Origin of the sequence: Wocania ichthyoenteri Th78, assembly GCF_000789235.1 — a bacterium.
GTDB classification, from domain to species: domain Bacteria; phylum Bacteroidota; class Bacteroidia; order Flavobacteriales; family Flavobacteriaceae; genus Wocania_A; species Wocania_A ichthyoenteri.
This window is the reverse complement of sequence record NZ_KN525716.1, coordinates 22,588-45,087: the sequence shown is the minus strand read 5'-3', so window position 1 is coordinate 45,087 and position 22,500 is coordinate 22,588. Positions and strand designations below refer to the sequence as shown.

The following is a 22,500-nucleotide window of genomic DNA, read 5'->3' as shown; positions in this document are numbered from 1 at the left end:
ACATCATAGCATGAATAATTTAAATAATGAAGCAATACAATTAAGAGCGTCGTATGATTATATTGTTATTGGTTCAGGATCGGCAGGAAGTATAGTTGCTAGTAAGTTATCTGCAAATCCAAACATCACAGTGTTATTATTAGAGGCAGGTAAAAGTGCTGCATCGGTAGCAGATGTTTGGAATCCAAGACAAATTAATTGTTTGTATAATGATGCTTCAATTGATTGGGGTTATAAAACCGTACCTCAGGTTAATATGAATAATAGAGTTTTAGATTATTCAAGAGCAAAAATGACTGGAGGCTGTACGTCACATAATGATATGGTTTATACTAGAGGAGCACCAGCAGATTTTAACCTATGGGAAAGTGAGCATGGATGTGTAGGATGGAATTATAATAATATTGTACACAATTTTGAAAATATAGAAGCCGCATTGCAACCCACTCAAACAATTGAAAATGAGTTTGCAGTATCTTTCATTCAGGCTTGTGAAAATATGGGAATCCCATATAATTCTAATTATAATTCTGGGGAAAATATGTTTGGAGTAAGTCCACTTCAAGCCACCATAAATAATAAAAACATTAGGGAAACATCATTTCAAACATATATCACACCTAATCTAGAAAGACCGAATCTTGATGTGTTAATTTATTGCAATGTTCAAGAACTTATTTTCAATACTTATAATAAGGCTACAGGAGTTAATTTTGTTTACAACAATACAATTTCATATTCAGTTAATATAAATAAAGAAGTTATATTATCGGCAGGAGCAATCAATACACCTGCAATTCTAATGCGTTCAGGAATTGGGGATGCTTCTAAGTTAAAAGAACTTGGTTTGCAAGCTATAATTTCTGATTTACCTGGTGTGGGACAAAATTTACAAGACGCCATTATATTTAAAGGAAGTTGGTCTACCAAACAACCAATCTATAACCAGCCAACCAATGAAGGTTACGTTATGGCTTGGTCAAATATGACTCAATATCAACAACCAACTACTTGTATAGAAATGATGAGAGGTACTTATGTTTGTGGAGAATCAGAACCAGAATTAGAAAGTCATTATTCAATTACAGGAGGAGCTATGCGCTTGAAAAGTATTGGCTCAGTCATACTTAACTCATTAAGCTATATAGATGCTCCAATTATTGATCTTAATTTTTATTCAAACCCAAATGATATGCAACAAGCAATTGATGCTTTTAATTTAATGAGGGCTCTAGGTAATTCCGCAGCATTAGCTCCTTGGAGAAATCAAGAGTTAGTCCCTGGGCCTAATGTTGTTACCAGTGAGCAAATAGAAAATTGGATATTACAAAACAGTTATTCATATAGTCATGCATCATGTACATGTAAAATGGGAACAGATTCTGATGCTGTAGTCGATCCAGATTTAAGAGTAAAAGGCGTATCTGGATTGAGAATTGCAGATATTTCGATAATGCCTTTTATAACTTCTGGACATACTCAGGGACCAGCTTTTATGATAGGAGATAAAGCTGCTGAACTTATTATAAGCAATAATTAAATCGCTTTTTATTATTTATATGAAGTGTCTGTTATTAACTCAAATTAGCATTTTACTATTGATCTTTTCATGTAAGCAGTCTCAAAAAAGAACGTTTCAAGAAAAGATTAATACAAACCAATTAAGCTTATGGAATGACACACCACAGAGAGATCGTATAAATGACTTTTTGTTAGCTGTAATAGATAGTTCTAAATCAACATATGTTCCTATAAAAGATAGAATAGCTGTTTTTGATTTTGACGGAACAGTGGGATGTGAAAAACCAATGTACATGGAAGTAATTGTGGCTATGGAGCAATTATGTAAACTAGCATCTAAAGATAGTTCTTTGCTAAAAAAAGCACTTTATAAGGCAGCTTGTGATAAGGACTTTAAATATATAAACGCACATGTTTATGAAGCTATTCTTCAAGCATTTCTTTGTTATAATCAGGAGACCTACCTAGATTCTGTTTCTAGCACTACTGCTAATAGTTTGCATTCACGATTTAACGTACCTTATAGTAAAATGTATTATGCTCCAATGTTAGAACTTATTAATTATCTTAAGAAAAATAACTTTGATGTTTATATCGTTTCAGGTTCTGAAGAAGGATTCCTCAGAGCATATGGAGAAGATTATCTGTACATAGAAAGGAAAAAAACCATTGGTTCTACAGTTTCATTAAGTTATAAACTTGAACCTAATAATATTTCAAAATTTATTAGAGAAAAACAATACTTAAGCCCAAAGGCAGATGGTTCAGGAAAAGCTGAGCTTATTCGAAATAGAATAGGAAAACAACCAATTTTTGCTTTTGGTAATACAATGGGAGATTATGAAATGCTCACGTATTCAGGGTCAAGTCCATATACCAATCTTGAGTTGATTCTTATTCATGATGATAGTTTAGAATATGTTTATCATGATTATGAATTAGAAGAGAAGGCTAAGTCAAATAATTGGGTAAGTATAAATATGAAAGATAATTTCAAAATTATTTTTCCTTTTAAAAAATATTAAGCCATAAACTTTGTTTTATGTAGAATGTGACTAACTCATTTGCTGTTAAAAACCTCACAAGATTTTGTGAGGTTTTTTTATTTGATACAACTTGTAATTACTATATTTGAATTCGCAAGAGTTCTTAGATGCCAGCATCTGAGGTTCAATTTAAACTGTCATTCCTGCGAAAGCAGGAAATCAACTATTTTATATAAATCGAATGAAATTATTAGAAGGAAAAACAGCCATTGTAACAGGAGCAAGCCGAGGTATTGGAAAAGGTATTGCTAAAGTATTTGCAGAACACGGAGCAAATGTAGCATTTACATATAGTTCTTCTGTTGAAGCTGCAAACGAGCTTGAAAACGAATTAAACGCTTTAGGTATTAAAGCTAAAGGATATCAAAGTAATGCAGCAAATTTTGATGACGCTCAAAAATTAGCAGAAGAAGTTGCAGCCGAATTCGGAAGCATTGATATTTTAGTAAACAACGCTGGCATCACTAAAGATAATTTGCTAATGCGTATTACTGAAGAAGATTTTGATAAGGTTATTGAAGTTAACTTGAAGTCTGTTTTTAATATGACCAAAGCAGTACAGCGCACCATGTTAAAACAACGTAAAGGCTCAATAATTAATATGAGCTCTGTGGTTGGTGTAAAAGGAAATGCTGGTCAAACAAATTATGCAGCTTCCAAAGCAGGAATTATTGGGTTTTCAAAATCTGTAGCTTTAGAATTAGGCTCAAGAAATATAAGAAGTAACGTAGTTGCGCCAGGTTTTATTGAAACCGAAATGACTGCAAAACTTGATGAAGATGTTGTAAAAGGATGGCGTGCAGCAATTCCTTTAAAACGCGGTGGAACTCCAGATGATATTGCTAACGTTTGTGTGTTTTTAGCAAGCGATATGAGTGCTTATGTTACTGGGCAAACACTAAATGTTGATGGCGGAATGCTAACTTAATTTACTACTGAAATGCCACCTTGAGCACAGTCGAAAGGTCTTTTTATGCAAACAGAAACTATATTATACATTATTGTTGCTGGAATTATAGCGCTTTCATTAGCGCTTTTTCAGTATATAAAAGGTAAGCAAAATGTTTCCAAGCTTAACATATTGTTTTCGTTTTTACGGTTTCTTACGTTTTTTTCAGTTTTTCTATTACTCATCAATCCAAAATTTAACCATATAACATTAACTACAGAAAAACCTAATCTTGTTGTTGCTATTGATAATTCTAGTTCGATAAAACATTTAAAACAAGATAAAAATGCTTTAAGTATTATCGACAAACTATCACAAAATAATGAATTAAATAATAAATTTAATATATCAAAATACACTTTTGGCGAGCAATTAAAACCGTTTGATTCTATTCAATTTTCTGAAAAACAGACTAATATCTCTGATGCATTTAGTCAGTTATCACAAGTCTATAAAAACACGAATATAGCTACTATTTTAATTTCTGATGGCAATCAAACTTTTGGAAATGATTACGAGTTTATAGCTTCAAAATACAAAACTCCTATTTATCCTATTATTTTGGGTGATACAGTAACGCACACCGATTTAAAAATTCAACAACTGAATGTTAATAGATATTCCTATTTAAAAAATCGTTTTCCTATTGAAGTGATAATGACTTATAGCGGAAACAGCGATGTTAATTCTCGTTTTGTAGTTACTCGTGGCAATACAACGGTTTATTCTAAAGCTGTTGATTTTACAAAAAATAATAATTCCAAAACGATTAACTTTACTTTGCCAGCAAATAGCGTTGGTATTAGTAGTTTAAAAGCAACAATAATTCCTATTAAAAACGAGAAGAATATTATTAATAATACTAAAAATTTTGCAATTGAAGTCATTGATCAAAAAACAAAAATTGCTATTGTCAGTGATTTTTTGCATCCAGATTTAGGTACACTTAAAAAAAGTATTGAAAGTAACGAACAACGTTCTGTTGTGTTTTTAAATTCAAATGAAATAATAAATCAAATAGATGACTTTCAGTTAATTATAATAAATCAACCAAATAATAAGTTTAAAGAATTATTTAAGGTTATTAATAGAGAAAACAAAAATCGATTTATAATTATTGGTACAAAAACTGACTTAAGTTTTGTGAATAACGTAAGTGAGAATTTTACTCACGAAATAACAAATCAAACGGAGGATTATCAAGCCGAATTAAACCTAAACTATTCACCTTTTATTATAGATGATATAGATTTTGAATCGTTTCCTCCTCTAAAATCAAATTTTGGAGCTGTTAATCTTTCAATTCCTTTTGAAACTATTCTTAATAAAAAATTAGGAAACGTATCAACAAATCAACCGCTACTAACCTCTTTTGAAACTAACAATAGGAGAGAGTCCATTTTATTTGGAGAAAACATATGGCAATGGCGAGCTCAAAGTTTTATAAATACAAAATCATTTCATGCATTTGATGATTTTATAGGGAAACTGGTTCAATATTTAGCTTCAAGCAAACGTCGAAATAGATTAAATGTAGAATATGAATCGTTTTATGATGGCAGCACTAATGTGATAATTAAAGCACAATTTTTCGATAAAAATTATGTATTTGATACACGAGAAACACTTAATATAATTGTAATAGACAAAACTTCAAAAGAAGAAAAAACATTTCCTCTTATTTTAAAAAACAATAATTATCAAGTCGATTTAAGTAGCTTATCGCCTTCAGAATACAACTTTACTGTTAAAGCTTCAAACGAAAATATTTCAAAATCTGGCACTTTTCAAATTTTAGAATATAATGTTGAACAGCAATTTTTAAATGCTAATGTAGTAAAGTTAAAACAGTTGGCTAAAAATAGTAGAGGAACAAGCTATTTTGCTAATGATTCAGATAGTTTAATTAACGATTTAATAAGCAATAATCGTTACGCAACTATCCAAAAAAGCAATAAAAATACCATACCTTTGATTGATTGGAAATACTTGCTCATAATTATAGCAATAAGTCTAGGAAGCGAGTGGTTTTTAAGAAAATATAACGGATTAATTTAAAAAAAATAGAAATGGAAAAATTACCAAAAATTGCATTACCCTTTATAATTGTAGCGATAGTAGTCGTAATATTATTATCAAAATCCCTAGTAACTATTGGACCTGGAGAAGGAGGTGTTTTATTTGAACCTTTAGGAGATGGTATTAACACAGAAAAAACTTATGGGGAAGGATTTCATATTGTAGCACCTTGGAACCGTATGATTGTTCAAAAAGTGCGTCAACAATCTATTTCAGATAACATGAATGTGCTTTCTGTAAATGGTTTAGATATTACAGTAAGCGGAACTATTTGGTTTGAACCAGAGTTTAAAAACTTGGGTAGATTAATTCAAACAAAAGGAGAAGACTATATACGTGAGTTATTGAGTCCAGCAATAAATGCAGCCGCTAAAAGTGTAGTAGGTCGTTATACACCAGAGCAATTGTACTCTAGTAAAAGAGATATTATTGAGCTAGAGATTTTAGAACAAGTTAGAGTAGAGTTGGAAGGGCAATTTGTAAATGTTAAACGTGTACTTGTTGAAAATGTTAAGCTTCCTACAACAATAAAAGATGCAATTGAACGTAAATTGAGACAAGAACAGGAATCTTTGGAATATGAATTCAGACTTGAAAGCGCAAGAAAAGAAGCTGAAAAAGTAATTATTGAAGCTAAAGGAAAAGCAGAATCAAATAGACTTTTAAGCGCCTCATTAACAGATAAAATTTTACAAGACAAAGGTATTGACGCTACTATGAAATTAGCAGAATCACCAAATAGCAAAGTTATTGTTATTGGTTCTGGAGATAGTGGCTTACCTATAATTTTAGGAAACCAATAAGGCAATTAATCAAACAATTTAAAATACGTCATTGTATTTTGAATATTAAATAATGATTTATGTTTATAATTACAAAATATTTAATAATTACAAAATTTGTTTTGAATATTTGGAATTATAAAACTTTATTACAGATATTTGCATAAGTAAAACAAAGACATGGCTTTTATTCAATTACATCATCATTTTCATATTTGCTCTCAAGCGAACTGAAAATGTATTGAATAAAATCAAAATATTTTTAAACCCGTTTGAGACAATCAAGCGGGTTTTTAATTTTAATTAAGCTTGGTTGTTTCAAACTCATAAAAACAAATAAATGAGCAAATTAAGAATTGCAGTACAGAAATCGGGTCGTTTAAACGAAGACTCGATGAGATTATTAAAAGATATAGGAATTTATATTGATAACGGAAAAGATCAATTAAAAGCATCTGCAAAAGGTTTTCCTGTAGAAGTATTTTATTTAAGAAATGGTGATATACCTCAATATCTTAAAGATGGCGTTGTAGATGTTGCTATTATTGGCGAAAATGTTCTAATTGAAAAAGGTAACGATATAAAAGTTGCTGAGAAATTAGGGTTTTCTACTTGTAGAGTTTGTATAGCTGTACCAAAATCTTCAAATTATAATAGTATTAAAGATTTAGAAGGCAAACGCATTGCAACATCATACCCAAATACAGTACAAATGTATTTGGATAAAAGTGGTGTAAATGCAAATCTTCACATTATTAACGGATCTGTTGAAATTGCTCCAAATATTGGGCTAGCAGATGCTATTGTTGACATAGTTTCAAGCGGAAGCACCCTTTTTAAAAATAATTTAAAAGAAGTTGAAGTCATTTTAAAATCGGAAGCTGTACTTGCTGTTTCACCGATTTTAAGTGAAGGAAAACAAGCAATTTTAGATAAAATTCAATTTAGAATTCAATCGGTATTAAAAGGCAGACAATCAAAGTATATTTTATTAAATGCTCCGAACCATAAATTAGAAAAAATTATTGATGTTTTACCAGGAATGAAAAGTCCAACGGTTGTACCATTGGCTGAGGAGGGGTGGAGTTCGGTACATTCGGTTATAAGCAAAAATGAATTTTGGGATGTTATTGAGGAACTGAAATCAAACGGAGCACAAGGTATTTTGGTTTGTCCAATTGAAAAAATGGTGCTTTAATCCTAAATTTGTTATTCTTGTGTGTCAGACTGAGCTTGTCGAAGTAAAGGCAGGAATCCCATGATTTTAACTCAAAGTTAAATAAAAATGAAAATCATTAACAACCCTAATAAAAGTGAATGGTCAGAAATTTTAAAACGACCAACTCAAACCGTAAATGATATTGAAGCTACTGTTAATCAAATTTTTGATGATATAAACCAAAATGGCGATAAAGCCATTAAAAAGTATACGCAAAAATTTGATAGTGTAAATTTAGAATCAAATATTGTTAGTGTTGAGGAGATTGATGAGGCTATAAAAAAAGTGCCAGCAAATCTTCAAAACGCAATAAAAAAAGCAAAACAAAATATTGAGGTATTTCATGCTGCTCAAAAAACATCAAAAATAGAAGTTGAAACCACAAATGGTGTTTTATGTTGGCAAGAAAAACGACCTATTGAAAAAGTAGGTGTATATATACCTGGAGGAACAGCTCCTTTGTTCTCAACAGTTTTAATGTTATGTGTTCCAGCACAAATAGCCGGTTGCAAAGAAATTATTTTATGTTCACCGCCTAATAAAAAAGGAGAGTTAGCTCAAGAAATACTATATGCTGCAAAACTTTGTGGTGTAACGCAAATTTTTAAAATTGGAGGAATTCAAGCTATTGCTGGATTAACATTTGGAACCGAAACCATACCACAAGTATATAAAATTTTTGGACCAGGAAATCAATTTGTAACGGTTGCAAAACAGCTAGCAACAAAGCATGGTGTAGCAATCGATATGCCGGCTGGACCAAGCGAATTGTTGGTAGTTGCAGACGAAACTGCAAATGCATCGTATATTGCATCAGATTTATTGAGTCAAGCTGAACATGGAATAGATAGTCAAGTGATTTTGGTTTCAACTTCTAAGGAATTAATTAATTTGGTTTCAGAAGAAATTGAAAAACAATTAAACATGCTTCCGCGTAAGGCTATTGCTGAAAAAGCGATTGAGAATTCTAAATTAATTTATGTTGAAAATAACGATTTAGCACTTCAGTTAATTAATGAATATGGTCCAGAACATTTTATTATCTGCGCTAAAAACGAAGATTTTTATGTAAATCATATTATGAATGCAGGCTCTGTTTTTATTGGTAATTATACACCAGAAAGTGCTGGTGATTATGCTTCTGGAACAAATCATACACTTCCAACAACTGGGTTTAGTAAAGCCTATTCCGGTGTGAATTTAGATAGCTTTCTAAAAAGTATGACGTTTCAAAAAATATCAAAAGAAGGTTTGCTTAACATTGGAGAGACTATAGAGTTAATGGCAGAAGCCGAAGGTTTACAAGCACATAAAAATGCAGTTTCAATTAGATTAAAAGATTTGAAAAAATGAATATTCAAAACTTAATAAGACCAACAATAAAGGCACTAAAACCATATTCATCGGCGAGAGATGAATTTCAAGGAAATAGTAGCGAAATGGTGTTTTTAGATGCGAACGAGAATCCGTTTGAAAATGGCGTAAATCGGTATCCTGATCCGCAACAAAGAGAATTGAAATCTATTTTATCAGAAATTAAAGGTGTCCCTGCTCAAAATATACTTTTAGGAAATGGAAGCGACGAAGTTTTAGATCTTATTTTTAGAGCATTTTGCGAGCCCAATCAGGATAACATCATCACACTACCTCCAACTTATGGCATGTATAGTGTATTGGCTAATATTAATGCGATACAAATTAAAGAGGTTCAATTAGATGACAGCTTTCAACCAAAAGTTGATGTGATTTTAAATATTCAAGATAAAAATACAAAATTGCTTTTTATTTGCTCGCCTAATAATCCCACAGGAAATAGTTTTAATGCAGATAAAATTGAAAAGATTATCTCTAGGTTTAATGGAATTGTAATTATTGATGAAGCTTATATCGATTTTTCAAAAGAAGAAAGTTGGACGGGTAAACTGAATGAGTTTCCTAATTTAATAGTAACGCAAACCTTATCAAAAGCTTATGGAATGGCAGGAATACGATTAGGTGTTTGCTATGCTTCAGCAGAAATAATTTCAATATTAAATAGTATTAAACCACCTTATAATGTTAATGAGTTAACACAACAAAAAGCTATTGAGCAATTATCAGTAAAAAATTTAGCCAAAAATCAAATTGAAAATATTCTTAATGAAAGAGAAATGTTAGTTTCAGAATTGAAAACTATCAATTTTGTTTCAAAAATTTATCCTTCAGATGCTAATTTTGTTCTGGTAAAAGTTGATGACGCTACAAAGCGATACAATCAACTTATAGAAAAAGGTATTGTAATTAGAAACAGAACGAGCCAAAAAGGTTGCGAAAATTGTTTAAGATTCACAGTGGGAATAAAAAGTGAGAACGAAAAATTAATAAGCACTTTAAAATCATTTAAATGAAAAAAGTATTATTTATAGATAGAGATGGTACATTAATAAAAGAGCCCGCAGACGAGCAGGTAGACGCTTTTGAAAAACTAATATTCTACCCCAAAGTGTTTCAATATTTAGGACGAATCTGCAAAGAATTAGATTACGAAATCATTATGGTTACCAATCAAGATGGCTTAGGTACGCCAGATAATCCTTCAGAGAAATTTTGGCCAATTCACAATTTTGTAATCGAAACATTTAAAGGTGAAGGTATAGAATTTAAAGAGGTTTACATTGATGAAACCTATGCTAAAGATAATGCACCAACCCGCAAACCAAATACAGGACTGCTTACCAAGTTTTTTTCTGATGCATACGATTTAGAAAATTCATTTGTTATTGGTGACAGATTAACCGATGTAGAATTAGCAAAAAACTTAGGTGCGAAAGGCATTTTTATAAACGATGAAACCAATTTGGGGACTAATGAAATTACTGTTAAACGTGAAGAGTTAGATAGTTATATTGCCTTAGAAAGTAACGATTGGGAAAAGATTTATACGTTTCTAAAAGCTAATGAGCGTTCTGGTAGTATTATAAGAAATACAAACGAAACTAAAATAGCCATTCAACTAAATCTTGATGGCACTGGGAAAAGTAAAATTAATACAGGGCTTGCCTTTTTCGATCATATGTTAGACCAAATTGCTCGTCACGGACAATTAGATTTAAACATAAAAGTTGATGGCGATTTAGAAGTCGATGAGCACCACACTATTGAAGATACAGCAATTGCATTGGGAGAATTGTTCAATAAAACACTAGGTAATAAACTAGGCATTGAGCGCTATGGATTTTGTTTGCCAATGGACGATTGTTATGCACAAGCAGCTATAGATTTTGGAGGAAGAAACTGGCTGGTTTGGGAAGCCAATTTTAAACGCGAAATGATTGGAAAAATGCCAACCGAAATGTTTTATCATTTCTTCAAATCGTTTACCGATGGTGCAAAATGTAATTTGAATATAAAAGCAGAAGGCACAAACGAACACCATAAAATTGAAGCTATTTTTAAGGTCTTTGCTAAAGCAATAAAAATGGCTGTAAAGCGCGATATAGAGAAAATGATTTTACCATCAACTAAAGGAATGCTTTAAATGAAATTAGTCATTATAGATTACGGAGCTGGAAATATTAAAAGTATTCAGTTTGCATTTAAAAGGTTGTGTGTGAATGCCATTTTATCTAATAATCCAGAGGAAATCATAGCAGCAGACAAAGTGATTTTTCCAGGAGTAGGCGAAGCAAGTAGCGCAATGAAAATGCTAAAAGAAAGTGGGTTAGATATTTTAATTCCAACTTTAAAACAACCTGTTTTGGGTATCTGTTTAGGTATGCAGTTAATGTGTAACTCAACAGAAGAAGGTAACACCAAAGGTTTAGGTATTTTTCAAACTAATGTTAAAAAGTTTTCCAACACGGTAAAAGTACCCCAAATGGGTTGGAATATTATAAAAGATTTAAAATCTGATTTATTTAAAGGTATCAAAGAAAATGAATATATGTATTTAGTACATAGCTATTATGCAGAACATTGTAAAGAAACTATAGCTAAAACAGATTATGGAATTAATTATGCATCAGCTTTACAACACAATAACTTTTACGGTGTACAATTTCACCCAGAAAAGAGTAGTTTAGCAGGAGAGCAAATTTTAAAGAATTTTTTAGAGATTTAGCGTCATTCCGAATTTATTTTAGAATCACCTAAACCATTTAATTAAATAATAATAAACTGAAACAAGTTCAGTTTGATGAAACTAAAAACATGAGAATCATACCAGCCATAGATATTATAGACGGAAAATGTGTACGCTTAACCAAAGGCGATTATGGAACAAAAAAAATATATAGTGAAAGTCCGCTTGAAATCGCTAAAACCTTTGAAGCTTCAGGAATTGAATATTTACACTTAGTAGATTTAGATGGTGCAAAAGCGAAACACATAGTAAACTATAAAGTTTTAGAGCAAATAGCATCAAAAACAAGCCTTAAAATTGATTTTGGAGGTGGCTTAAAAACTAATGAAGATTTACATATTGCTTTTAATTCTGGTGCTAGACAAATTACAGGAGGAAGCATTGCAGTAAAAGACCCTGAAACTTTTCAAGGTTGGATATCGAAATATGGAGCAGCAAAAATTATTTTAGGAGCAGATAGCGATAAAGGAAAAGTGGCTATTAGCGGTTGGATGGAACAGAGTAAAGAAGAGGTTATTCCGTTTATTAAATCGTATCAAAAAAAGAGTATTCAATATGTTATTTGTACAGATATTTCAAAAGACGGCATGCTTGAAGGGCCATCTGTAGAATTGTACAAACAAATCATTACAGAATGCTCAAATAGTAGTAGTGGTCAATCTATAAAGTTGATAGCTTCTGGAGGAATTTCAGCAATTGAAGAATTACCAATTTTAAAAGCTTTAGGTTGTGAAGGTGTTATTATTGGAAAAGCTATTTACGAGAATAGAATCAGTTTAAAACAACTAGAAAAATTTGTATAATCTATGTTGACAAAACGAATAATACCCTGTTTAGATATTAAAAATGGACGTACCGTAAAAGGTGTGAATTTTGTCGATTTACGCGATGCTGGCGATCCTGTGGAACTAGCAAAGCAATACGCAAATGTTGGTGCAGACGAGCTCGTTTTTTTAGATATTTCTGCGACATTAGAAGGTAGAGCAACAACTTTAGATATGGTTTTACATGTCGCCGAACAAGTTAACATCCCGTTTACTGTTGGTGGCGGAATTTCGTCTATTGAAGATGTAGATGCGCTTTTAAAATGTGGTGCAGATAAAGTATCTGTTAACTCTTCAGCAATAAAAAGACCTGAATTGATTAATGAATTATCAAACAAATTTGGAAGCCAATGTGTGGTTGTCGCTATTGATGCCAAATTAATTGACGGTAATTGGAAAGTACATTTAGCAGGTGGTAGTATTCCAACCGATATTGATTTATTTGAATGGGCAAAGGAAGTTGAAAATCGTGGTGCTGGCGAAATATTATTCACATCCATGAATCATGATGGCACAAAAAATGGATTTGCAAATGAAGCTTTAAAAAAGCTGTCTGAAACATTAAACATTCCTATAATAGCTTCAGGTGGTGCAGGAAATGTGCAACATTTTATTGATACCTTTAAAGATGGAAAAGCTGATGCTGCTTTGGCGGCAAGTGTATTTCACTTTGGAGAAATACCTATTCCTGAATTAAAAAAAGAATTAAAAAAGAATAATATTGAAGTGCGACTTTAGTCGTCATACTAAACCTGTTTCAGTATCATATAAAGAATAAGTTATGACTATTAAATACGATTTAAACGGACTCATACCAGCAATCATTCAAGACTCAATAACAAAAAATGTGTTAATGCTTGGGTATATGAATGAAGACGCATACAACAAAACACTTGAAACAAAACAAGTTACTTTTTTTAGCAGAAGCAAACAACGTTTGTGGACTAAAGGCGAAGAAAGCGGTAACTTTTTAAATCTTGTAGATATTAAAAATGATTGTGATAACGATACACTACTCATTCAAGTAAATCCAGTTGGACCAACGTGTCATAAAGGAACAGATACCTGTTGGCAAGAAGAAAACACATCTAGTTACGGTTTTTTCTCAACTTTAGAGAATGTGATTACAGAGCGTGTTGCCAATAAAGACACCCAAAAATCTTATGTAGCGAGTTTATTTTCAAAAGGCATTAATAAAGTGGCTCAAAAAGTAGGTGAGGAGGCCGTTGAAACGGTTATTGAAGCGATGGATAATAACGATGAGTTGTTTCTTTATGAGTCGGCAGATTTGCTATTTCATTATTTAATGTTGTTGCAAGCCAAAGGATTTACTTTAAAAGATATTGAAACAGAGTTAAAAGGAAGGCATAAATAAAAGAGACATTAAAACTGGTTAAGAATAATGTCTCTTAAAAAAAGGTTGATTTATTTTTTTATGTTAAGATATCCAATGTTTTTCAATTGCGTTTTTAGAAAACCAAATAAGAAATAAGCAAACCACAATTACCAATACGGGCATTACCATACTAGGCATATCAACATTCATAAATAAATAAACATGCTGAATAATGGCACTTAATCCAGAAAGAATAAATAATCCGTAAGCTATTTTTTTCCTTATAAGCAAAGCAATGCATCCTAATGCCCCAGCAAAAACAGCAATAGCAAAAGCAGCAGTGTACCAAGTTGGGTATTCTACAAGAAATTCTGTTTGTTGCTCTTCAGGTAAAGCAGCAATCATTTCATCAGTAGCATAGGCTCTTGCTAAATAAGCCATAACACCTAATCCATTCCAAATTAAAGCTAAAACACTCACAATCCAGAACCAAACAGGTGGTTTAGTAGAAGAATTTGTCATAATAATAGTTTTTAGTTAGTTAATAATGAATACAATGTATAAATTTTTTGTCACAATTAATAAAAGAGTGTATTTTTCATCACTATAAAAATTCAAATGAAGAAATATTTTTATTTAATTTCTATTCAATATTTAGGATATCGATTTCATGGTTGGCAAAAACAGCCAGCCGTTAAAACATTGCATTTAATGGTAGATAGAACGTTAAACTTTATATTAGAAGGCAAACGTTTTAAAAGCCTAAGTTCTGGAAGAACAGACGCTATGGTTTCGGCTGAATGCGCAGCAATAGAATTATTTTTATTTGAACCTATTGAAGATTTAAGTGCCTTTTTAGAGCTATTCAATTACAACTTACCACAAGATATTCGGGCTTTAAGTATTAAAGAAGTTGGTGCCGAGTTTAATATTATCAATCATTCTAAAGTTAAAGAATACTTATATTTATTTGCTTACGGACAGAAGTGTCATCCATTTTGCGCTCCAATAATGACAACCATTCTTGATGATTTAAATATCGATATAATGAAACAAGGCGCTAAACTTTTTGAGGGCTCACATTATCTTAAATCGTATTGCTACAAACCAACTGATAATGGCATTTATAATAGAGAAATTTTACTTTGTGAATTGGTTGAAAACACCATTTATACAGCTAATTATTTTCCAGAGAAAACTTATTTACTACGTGTAAAAGGAAAAGGTTTTATGCGAAACCAAATTAGATTAATGATGGGTACATTGATAGATCTAGGCAAAGGAAAGCTAACTTTAAATGATATAAAATTAAGTTTAAAAGGAGAAACTGCAAAAAAAATGGATTATATAGCTCCAGCCTCTGGGTTAATACTCAATAAAATCGACTTTGTTTAAACTATAGTCAAGTCTGTTTATTCTGTTAAAAAAATTAACATACTCAATTTTTGTTAACTTAATTTATGTTAAATAAACCTTAAGTAAGTTAAACCCTGTTAAATTGCTTGACTTTTCTAATTCATCCTATAGTTTGTTAACAGTACGAACAATAAAACAAATTATATTATGAATTATTTGAACATGAAAGATGAAGAGTTGTTAAAAGTCGTTGTGGAGCTAAATATCCTTTTAGCAGATTACCATATTTACTACCAAAAGTTAAGAAGTAATCATTGGAATATTATTGGGAAAAACTTTTTTGATTTACACGAAAAATTTGAAGACATGTACAATGATGCACGTGTTAAAATAGATGAAATAGCAGAACGCATTTTAACACTGCGCTATCACCCAATGAGTAAATTAGAGGATTACCTTAAAACATCATCAATTTTAGAGGATACACCAATTAAGACTGATCAAGATATGGTAAAAGAAGTTTTAAAAGACCATAAAATATTATTAAAACAAATGAGTTCTGTGATTAAAAAAGCAGATGAAGTTTCAGATGAAGGCACCGTCGATTTAATTGGAGCATACATTAGAGAGCTTGAAAAAACAAGCTGGATGCTTAATGCATGGACTAAAAAACCTTCAGATAAATTAAATGATAATATTGTTGAAGTGAGTTAGTTGTTAAATCATTAAAAACTAAAATTTCAACAAAATGAAATCAACAATAACAGAAGCATTTGATATTATCATATCTAAATTAGAAAGTTGGCTAACAACAACAATAGAATATTTACCAAACTTTGCACTAGCAATTTTTGTGTTAATTACTGCATATTTTGTAGCAAAATACGTTAATAACATAACTTACAAATTAGTATCTAAAAAAGTACAGCAAGAATCTGTTGCTCAAATTATATCAAGAATTTCTGCAGTAGTTCTGGTTATCGTAGGTCTCTATATATCACTAGGCATATTAAATTTAAGTAAAACTTTAACTTCATTACTAGCCACTGCGGGTGTTGCTGGTTTAGCAATTGGTTTGGCATTACAAAATACACTTAGCAATACCGTTGCTGGTATTGTGTTATCATTCAGAAAAAAAATACAAATAGGCAATTGGGTTGAAACTAATGGGTTCTCTGGAGAAGTTATAGATATTAACCTAAAAGAATTTGTTTTAAAAGAAGCCGATAACAATATTGTTATTATGCCTAATAAAATGATTTTAGAAAATCCTTTAAAAAACTATTCATTAACCACAAAAATGCGTGTGGCTATTGAATGTGGTGTTGGTTATGAATCTGACTTAGAGCAAGTAAAAGCATTAACTAAAGAAACCATTGCTAATGCTTTTGACCAAGTAGAAAGTCCTGAGGATGTAGAATTTTATTTTACAGAATTTGGAGATAGCTCAATAAATTATTTATGTCGTTTTTGGATTGATGCCGAAAATATGTTAGAAAAATTACGCGCAAAAACTACAGCTATAATCGAAATTAAGAAAGCTTATGATAAAGCTGAAATTAATATACCGTTCCCAATTCGCACACTTCAGTTTGATAATAAACTAGCTTTTGAGAATCCTGAATCTTTAAAGGAATTTTCAAATAATTAGAAGTAGTAAAAACGTTAATTATTTTAACACTATCAATCAGAATATCATAAAAAAAGTTAAATAAAAATCCATCTTTAAGATGTTGGTCGTAATTTATATTAGAATCAACACAATCTACTTTTTGAGTAGAAATAATATAAATTCTCTAATAACTAGAGTAGGCTTGTTTCAAACAAAATAAGCTATTATAACTAATTTAAAATTTAAAAATTATGTTACGTTGGACAATCACATTTGTAGTAATTGCATTAATAGCTGGAGTTTTAGGCTTTGGCGGAATAGCTGGAGCATCAGCTGGAATAGCAAAAATATGCTTCTATATATTTTTAGTTCTATTTGTTCTTTCTTTATTAAAAGGATTACTAAAAAAATAGATTATTAATTGATGACGCTTAGTTTAATAAACTTCATTTGAGCTAATGTATATACTAAATGCGTTACATTACTATAGGTAGTCTTGTTAAATTTGTAGTATAAATTTTATTAACCATAAAAATGAAAAAAATGAAAAAAGCAATATTGATATTAGCATTATTATTTACAACATCTATAGTTTTCACAAGTTGTAGAGAAAAAAAAACAACTGATGAAAAAATAGAAGCAGCTATTAATGAAATTGGCGAAGATTTAGAAAATGCTTCTGATGATGTAAAAGATGCTATAGAAGATGTGAAAGATGAAATAGAAGAAGTAAAAGAAGAAGCGAAAAAAGACAGTTTAAAAAGTTAAGAACTGTATAAAACCTTTTTTTATAAACTTAAAATTTAAAACAAAATGAAAAATTTAATATACCTGTTTGCATTACTATTTATTGGTAATGTAATGGCACAAGAAAAAGCAAAAGAAGTAAAACAAGAAACCAAAGTAAAAGTTATTAAAACTAAAAATGGTGAAGAAACTTCAGAGAAAAAAGTTAAAGTGATTACACGAGAAACATCTGATGTAAAACTAGATGTAAACGATGAGAAAAAAATTAATCAAAATCGTGTAAATGCTACTAAGAAAGTAGAAAAAATGATAATGATTGATGATGATAAAGACCATGATTATGATACTTTAACCAAAGAAACTTATTATGTTAGTGGTGAAGACAACTATAAGTTCACACCCAATAATAAGGGTTTTGATATCTTATTCGATAACGATGAAAATAAGTTTGTAAAAATTGAAAATGCATGGGCTACAAGTGCTAGTGGAAACTATATTATAAGAGGCGAAATGCACAACGGTATAGGTTATTTTGATAAAAGCGGAAACTTTGTAGTAGAGTATTTTGATGAAGACTCAAAAACTGTTAAAAAGATGACTTACAGCAAGGAAAAAAAAACTATGAAATAATATAATATCTTGTTAAGAAGTAATAAAAGTCCCGATTAATTCGGGACTTTTTGTATTTTAGAAACTCTTAAAAAAATTACATGAGCGCATCAACATTAAAATTAGCATTAAACTTCTTTAAAAAATTAGAAAAAAATAATACTCGCGATTGGTTTAATGAAAACAAACCAGAGTTTAAAGCGATTGAAACTGAAGTAAAAGCCATTTATAATTCAGTTTTAGAACGTTTAAATGAGCATGACGATATAGATAAGTTAAAACTATTTAGAATTTACAGAGATGTACGTTTTTCTAAAAACAAACTGCCATATAAAACACATTTTGGTGGATCATTTCATAGAACAAAGCCAAAACTGAGAGGTGGTTATTATTTACATATTCAACCTAATAATGAGAGTTTTATTGCTACTGGTTTTTGGGAACCAGCTAAGGAAGATTTGTTGAGAATACGAAAAGAGTTTGAAATGGATGATACTGAAATCCGTAAAATTATTAGTAATAAAAAATTTAAAAATATTTGGGGAGATTTTGTAGGTGACGAAGTGAAAACCGCACCCAAAGGTTTTAGTAAAGAACATAAAGCCATAGATTTAATAAAGAAAAAACAGTATATTTTTGTTAAAAAATATACAGACAAAGAGGTTTTATCACCTGATTTTATAAATGATGTAAATGCTTCGTTTAAAGCTATTCGACCATACTTTGATTATATGAGTGATGTTTTAACTACAGATTTGAATGGGGTGTCTTTAATTGAATAACTCTGTTTATTTAAGCTTAAACTAAACCGCAGCCAACAATTCTGGTTTTTCAAATAATTGAATATTGCTAAGCAAACGCTCTTTAACAATATTCATCATGCGTTTATTTAAAGCAGAAGAATTTTCAATATAAATTAAATATTCTTCAACCGTAAAAAGTCCAATTACCATGCCTTTTATAGAGTTACGAAATTTCATATCTTTTTGAATGGCATTTTCAATATAATCCATACGCTTTTGTAACGATAAATCGTAAAATACAGATTTATGCTTAACCACATAATTTTTAAAAACCTCAATAAGCAATTCATTTTGAAACTTTACAATTGGCCGTAAAACTAAATTCTGAAAACGCTCGTCAGTACTCATATTATCATTAATTGTTGCTGCAGGAATTTCGGGTCTAATATTTCTTAAACTAAACGGTCTTGTACTCATGGTTTCAGATTTTTATTAAAAGTATTGATTATTAAGCGTCTAAATTTTTGTGCACTTTATAATTATTAACGAGGTTATTAACATTGAAAATTTTCTCTATCTTTAAAATCAAAAAACATGAAATTCGGAAGTGTTGACAATCCTGAGAATATCGACTTTACTTTACCAAAAGATCATATAGATACAAAGCGAGTTTTAAGTAAAGTAAAAGATGATAATGTTCCAGAAATTTATGTGGGTTGCGCCAAATGGAATAGAGCAGACTTAAAGGGATTTTATCCAAGAGGCACAAAAGACGAGCTAAAATATTATTCGTCTCAATTCAATTCTATTGAACTTAATGCTACGTTTTACAGAATATTTCCTGCTGAACAATTTGCAACTTGGTATGATAAAACACCAAAGGGATTTAAGTTCTTTCCAAAATTAAATCAAGAAATAAGTCATTGGAAACGGTTGAATGAAACACAAGAAGTTGTTGAGAGTTATTTATACAACGCTTCAAATTTAAAAGAAAAACTTGGTACTGTTTTTTTACAAATGCATAATAATTTTACGCCTAAAGATTTTGATAGAGTAGTAAATTTTGTTGAAAATTGGCCAAAAGAAATTCCATTAGCTGTTGAATTTAGACATACCAATTGGTATAATGATGCTACCATTTCTAAAGATTTATATCAACTTTTAGAAACTAATAATATTTCTAATGTTATAGTTGACACTGCGGGACGGCGCGATTTAATACACATGCGATTAACCAATGCTACAGCTTTTGTACGTTACGTTGGTGCAAATCATCCATCCGATTATTCGCGTTTAAATGATTGGATATTTCGTTTAAAAAATTGGAAAGAACAAGGCATAAAAGAAATCGATTTTTTCATTCATCAAAATATAGAAAAAGAGTCTCCATTATTATCTGCATATTTTATAAAAAAACTAAATACAGAATTAGGTTATTCGTTAACTGTTCCTAATGAAGATAAGCAACAAAAATTATTATAAAAATAGATTATTCACAATTTAATATTTTAAATAAACCTATTTAAAGACATGAAGTTTCATACAAGAAAATGGATTAAACCAGAAGATTTAAACCCCAACGGTACGCTATTTGGCGGTCGCCTTTTAGAGTGGATTGACGAAGAAGCGGCATTATACGCCATTATCCAATTTGACAACCAAAAAGTAGTTACCAAATCTATGGGTGCCATTGAGTTTTTAACATCGGCAGAACAAGGTGATATTGTGGAAATCGGAATTAAAATCACAAAGGTTGGTAATGCATATATTGCGCTAAGTTGCGAGGTTAGAAATGTTATGACACAAGAAATCATTATAAGTATTTCTAATATTATTATGGTAAATTTAGACGAGAACGGAAAACCCAAAGCACATGGTAAAAATTTAAAGATCGTGTAAAAACATCACTATAATTTTGTTTTAAATATTATAATCAATTGTGTTGTTCTATTGCATTAAATTCAATAAATATGACATCTATTATTTTTTTTGTAAAAATTTATTAAAAATGCATCTTACCTATTGAAAAATATGTAATAAAAATGGGGTTTTTATAAATTTGTAACCCTTACTAATTATAAGATATTTTATGAGTAAAACATTGTTTGACAAAGTGTGGGATTCACACGTTGTAAAAAAGATAGAAGGTGGGCCAGATGTGTTTTTTATTGACCGCCATTTTATACACGAAGTAACAAGTCCTGTTGCTTTTTTAGGATTAAAAAGTAGAGGTTTAAGTGTATTGTATCCAGAGCGTACATTTGCAACTGCAGACCATAACACGCCAACTATAAATCAGCATTTACCAGTTGAAGATCCGTTATCGGCAAATCAACTTAAAGCCTTAGAAGATAATTCTAACGAATATGGCATTAGCCATTGGGGATTAGGACATAAAAAGAATGGTATTGTTCACGTGGTAGGTCCAGAAAACGGGATTACTTTCCCTGGAGCAACTATTGTTTGTGGAGATTCTCATACTTCTACTCACGGTGCTTTTGGAGCTATTGCCTTTGGTATTGGGACTTCCGAGGTTGAAATGGTACTATCTACGCAATGTATCATGCAACCTAAGCCTAAAAAGATGCGCATCAATGTGAATGGGCAATTGGGTAAAGGGGTTACACCAAAAGATGTCGCTTTATATATAATTTCGAAATTATCAACCTCTGGCGCAACTGGTTATTTTGTTGAATATGCAGGTGATGTCTTTGAAAACATGACTATGGAAGGCCGTATGACGGTTTGTAACCTTTCTATAGAAATGGGTGCTCGTGGAGGTATGATTGCTCCAGATGAAACTACTTTTAAATACTTAAAAAATAAACCTTTATCATTAAAAGGTGATGATTGGGATAAAGCTGTGTCACAATGGAAAACTTTAAAAACTGAAGCAGGTGCAATATTTGATAAAGACTTAACTTTTAATGCTAGCGATATTGAACCGATGATTACTTACGGAACAAATCCAGGTATGGGTATGGGAATTTCTAAAAACATTCCAGATGCTGAAGCTGTTGAAGGTGGCGTTGCTACTTATAAAAAGTCTTTAGACTATATGGGATATGAGGAAAACGACTCTATGATTGGTAAAAAAGTAGATTATGTATTCTTAGGAAGTTGTACTAATGGTAGAATAGAAGACTTTAGAGCCTTTGCGTCTATTGTTAAAGGAAAGAAAAAAGCAGAAAATATTACAGCATGGTTAGTTCCAGGGTCACATGAAGTTGAAGATAAAATTAAAGAAGAAGGCATTTTAGATATTATTCATGATGCTGGTTTTGTTTTAAGACAACCAGGTTGTTCGGCATGTTTAGCGATGAATGATGATAAAGTACCTGCAGGCAAATATGCGGTAAGTACTTCTAACAGAAACTTTGAAGGTCGACAAGGACCAGGGTCAAGAACTTTATTAGCTAGTCCTTTAGTTGCAGCAGCAGCGGCAATTACTGGCGTAGTTACAGATCCAAGAGAACTTTTATAAGTTTACAATCAAAAGTCAGCAGTTTACAGTCAAAACTGAATAATTTAGCTGATGTATAATTATTATATAAAAA

The 22,500-nt window shown here is 30.8% G+C and carries 25 protein-coding genes; 23 read left to right on the top strand and 2 right to left on the bottom strand.

Annotation, left to right across the window (positions count from 1 at the left end; all coding sequences use genetic code 11):
* Positions 1 to 10: 10 nt before the first annotated feature.
* The 13 genes from RG22_RS00330 to hisIE all read left to right on the top strand — a co-directional run bounded on the left by RG22_RS00330 (position 11) and on the right by hisIE (position 13,915).
* Entirely contained in the window at positions 11 to 1,540 is a 1,530-nt protein-coding gene (locus RG22_RS00330) for a GMC family oxidoreductase (RefSeq protein WP_034039831.1), read from the top strand.
* Positions 1,541 to 1,598: 58 nt separating this feature from the next.
* On the top strand, positions 1,599 to 2,546 hold the full coding sequence (locus RG22_RS00325) for an HAD family hydrolase (RefSeq protein ID WP_034039829.1): 948 nt from the start codon (positions 1,599 to 1,601) through the stop codon (positions 2,544 to 2,546).
* 202 nt (positions 2,547 to 2,748) lie between these two features.
* A complete protein-coding gene (gene fabG, locus RG22_RS00320; protein ID WP_034039827.1) occupies positions 2,749 to 3,495 on the top strand; it encodes a 3-oxoacyl-[acyl-carrier-protein] reductase in 747 nt (248 codons plus the stop codon).
* A 45-nt stretch (positions 3,496 to 3,540) separates the two neighbouring features.
* Positions 3,541 to 5,574: a VWA domain-containing protein gene (locus RG22_RS00315; protein ID WP_034039825.1), complete on the top strand. Its 2,034-nt coding sequence runs from the start codon at positions 3,541 to 3,543 to the stop codon at positions 5,572 to 5,574.
* Positions 5,575 to 5,585: 11 nt separating this feature from the next.
* Entirely contained in the window at positions 5,586 to 6,398 is an 813-nt protein-coding gene (locus RG22_RS00310) for a prohibitin family protein (protein ID WP_034039823.1), read from the top strand.
* 319 nt (positions 6,399 to 6,717) lie between these two features.
* Positions 6,718 to 7,575 carry an ATP phosphoribosyltransferase gene (gene hisG / locus RG22_RS00305; protein WP_034039822.1) on the top strand — a complete coding sequence of 286 codons (858 nt, stop codon included), beginning with the start codon at positions 6,718 to 6,720 and terminating at the stop codon, positions 7,573 to 7,575.
* Between the two features lie 87 nt (positions 7,576 to 7,662).
* The gene (hisD, locus tag RG22_RS00300) at positions 7,663 to 8,949 is read left to right on the top strand and encodes a histidinol dehydrogenase (RefSeq protein WP_034039821.1); all 1,287 of its coding nucleotides are present in this window, start codon (positions 7,663 to 7,665) and stop codon (positions 8,947 to 8,949) included.
* Complete coding sequence (gene hisC, locus RG22_RS00295; RefSeq protein WP_034039820.1) at positions 8,946 to 9,983, top strand: histidinol-phosphate transaminase; 1,038 nt, start codon at positions 8,946 to 8,948, stop codon at positions 9,981 to 9,983. Before hisD ends, hisC begins: the two co-directional genes overlap by 4 nt.
* Positions 9,980 to 11,113, top strand: a complete 1,134-nt coding sequence (gene hisB / locus RG22_RS00290) for a bifunctional histidinol-phosphatase/imidazoleglycerol-phosphate dehydratase HisB (RefSeq protein WP_034039819.1) — start codon at positions 9,980 to 9,982, stop codon at positions 11,111 to 11,113. Before hisC ends, hisB begins: the two co-directional genes overlap by 4 nt.
* Positions 11,114 to 11,695 carry an imidazole glycerol phosphate synthase subunit HisH gene (hisH, locus tag RG22_RS00285; protein WP_034039818.1) on the top strand — a complete coding sequence of 194 codons (582 nt, stop codon included), beginning with the start codon at positions 11,114 to 11,116 and terminating at the stop codon, positions 11,693 to 11,695.
* Positions 11,696 to 11,784: 89 nt separating this feature from the next.
* The gene (hisA, locus tag RG22_RS00280; RefSeq protein ID WP_034039817.1) at positions 11,785 to 12,519 is read left to right on the top strand and encodes a 1-(5-phosphoribosyl)-5-[(5-phosphoribosylamino)methylideneamino]imidazole-4-carboxamide isomerase; all 735 of its coding nucleotides are present in this window, start codon (positions 11,785 to 11,787) and stop codon (positions 12,517 to 12,519) included.
* Between the two features lie 3 nt (positions 12,520 to 12,522).
* Complete coding sequence (gene hisF / locus RG22_RS00275; RefSeq protein ID WP_034039816.1) at positions 12,523 to 13,278, top strand: imidazole glycerol phosphate synthase subunit HisF; 756 nt, start codon at positions 12,523 to 12,525, stop codon at positions 13,276 to 13,278.
* Between the two features lie 43 nt (positions 13,279 to 13,321).
* Entirely contained in the window at positions 13,322 to 13,915 is a 594-nt protein-coding gene (gene hisIE / locus RG22_RS00270) for a bifunctional phosphoribosyl-AMP cyclohydrolase/phosphoribosyl-ATP diphosphatase HisIE (protein ID WP_034039814.1), read from the top strand.
* Positions 13,916 to 13,978: 63 nt separating this feature from the next.
* On the opposite strand, the gene RG22_RS00265 is transcribed toward hisIE, so the two are convergent.
* On the bottom strand, positions 13,979 to 14,398 hold the full coding sequence (locus RG22_RS00265) for a hypothetical protein (protein WP_034039812.1): 420 nt from the start codon (positions 14,396 to 14,398) through the stop codon (positions 13,979 to 13,981).
* A 96-nt stretch (positions 14,399 to 14,494) separates the two neighbouring features.
* Here RG22_RS00265 and RG22_RS00260 point away from each other — a divergent pair, with 96 nt between their 5' ends.
* From RG22_RS00260 to RG22_RS00230, 7 genes are all read left to right on the top strand, one after another.
* Positions 14,495 to 15,271 (top strand): tRNA pseudouridine synthase A, encoded by a 777-nt coding sequence (locus tag RG22_RS00260; protein WP_034039809.1) that lies wholly within the window; start codon positions 14,495 to 14,497, stop codon positions 15,269 to 15,271.
* 168 nt (positions 15,272 to 15,439) lie between these two features.
* Positions 15,440 to 15,946 (top strand): Dps family protein, encoded by a 507-nt coding sequence (locus RG22_RS00255; protein WP_034039807.1) that lies wholly within the window; start codon positions 15,440 to 15,442, stop codon positions 15,944 to 15,946.
* A gap of 34 nt (positions 15,947 to 15,980) precedes the next feature.
* Positions 15,981 to 16,883, top strand: coding sequence for a mechanosensitive ion channel family protein (locus RG22_RS00250; RefSeq protein WP_034039806.1), 903 nt, complete (start codon positions 15,981 to 15,983; stop codon positions 16,881 to 16,883).
* A 212-nt stretch (positions 16,884 to 17,095) separates the two neighbouring features.
* Positions 17,096 to 17,257 (top strand): DUF1328 domain-containing protein, encoded by a 162-nt coding sequence (locus tag RG22_RS17455; RefSeq protein WP_034039804.1) that lies wholly within the window; start codon positions 17,096 to 17,098, stop codon positions 17,255 to 17,257.
* A gap of 130 nt (positions 17,258 to 17,387) precedes the next feature.
* Positions 17,388 to 17,612 (top strand): hypothetical protein, encoded by a 225-nt coding sequence (locus tag RG22_RS00240; RefSeq protein WP_034045550.1) that lies wholly within the window; start codon positions 17,388 to 17,390, stop codon positions 17,610 to 17,612.
* A 45-nt stretch (positions 17,613 to 17,657) separates the two neighbouring features.
* The gene (locus RG22_RS00235) at positions 17,658 to 18,221 is read left to right on the top strand and encodes a hypothetical protein (protein WP_156113331.1); all 564 of its coding nucleotides are present in this window, start codon (positions 17,658 to 17,660) and stop codon (positions 18,219 to 18,221) included.
* 80 nt (positions 18,222 to 18,301) lie between these two features.
* A complete protein-coding gene (locus RG22_RS00230; RefSeq protein ID WP_034039800.1) occupies positions 18,302 to 18,982 on the top strand; it encodes a DUF2461 domain-containing protein in 681 nt (226 codons plus the stop codon).
* 21 nt (positions 18,983 to 19,003) lie between these two features.
* On the opposite strand, the gene RG22_RS00225 is transcribed toward RG22_RS00230, so the two are convergent.
* Positions 19,004 to 19,420: a hypothetical protein gene (locus tag RG22_RS00225; RefSeq protein WP_034039798.1), complete on the bottom strand. Its 417-nt coding sequence runs from the start codon at positions 19,418 to 19,420 to the stop codon at positions 19,004 to 19,006.
* Between the two features lie 117 nt (positions 19,421 to 19,537).
* Here RG22_RS00225 and RG22_RS00220 point away from each other — a divergent pair, with 117 nt between their 5' ends.
* The 3 genes from RG22_RS00220 to leuC all read left to right on the top strand — a co-directional run bounded on the left by RG22_RS00220 (position 19,538) and on the right by leuC (position 22,427).
* A complete protein-coding gene (locus tag RG22_RS00220; RefSeq protein WP_034039796.1) occupies positions 19,538 to 20,425 on the top strand; it encodes a DUF72 domain-containing protein in 888 nt (295 codons plus the stop codon).
* 48 nt (positions 20,426 to 20,473) lie between these two features.
* Positions 20,474 to 20,842, top strand: coding sequence for an acyl-CoA thioesterase (locus RG22_RS00215; RefSeq protein ID WP_034039794.1), 369 nt, complete (start codon positions 20,474 to 20,476; stop codon positions 20,840 to 20,842).
* A 190-nt stretch (positions 20,843 to 21,032) separates the two neighbouring features.
* Positions 21,033 to 22,427, top strand: coding sequence for a 3-isopropylmalate dehydratase large subunit (gene leuC / locus RG22_RS00210; RefSeq protein WP_034039792.1), 1,395 nt, complete (start codon positions 21,033 to 21,035; stop codon positions 22,425 to 22,427).
* Positions 22,428 to 22,500: the final 73 nt, after the last annotated feature.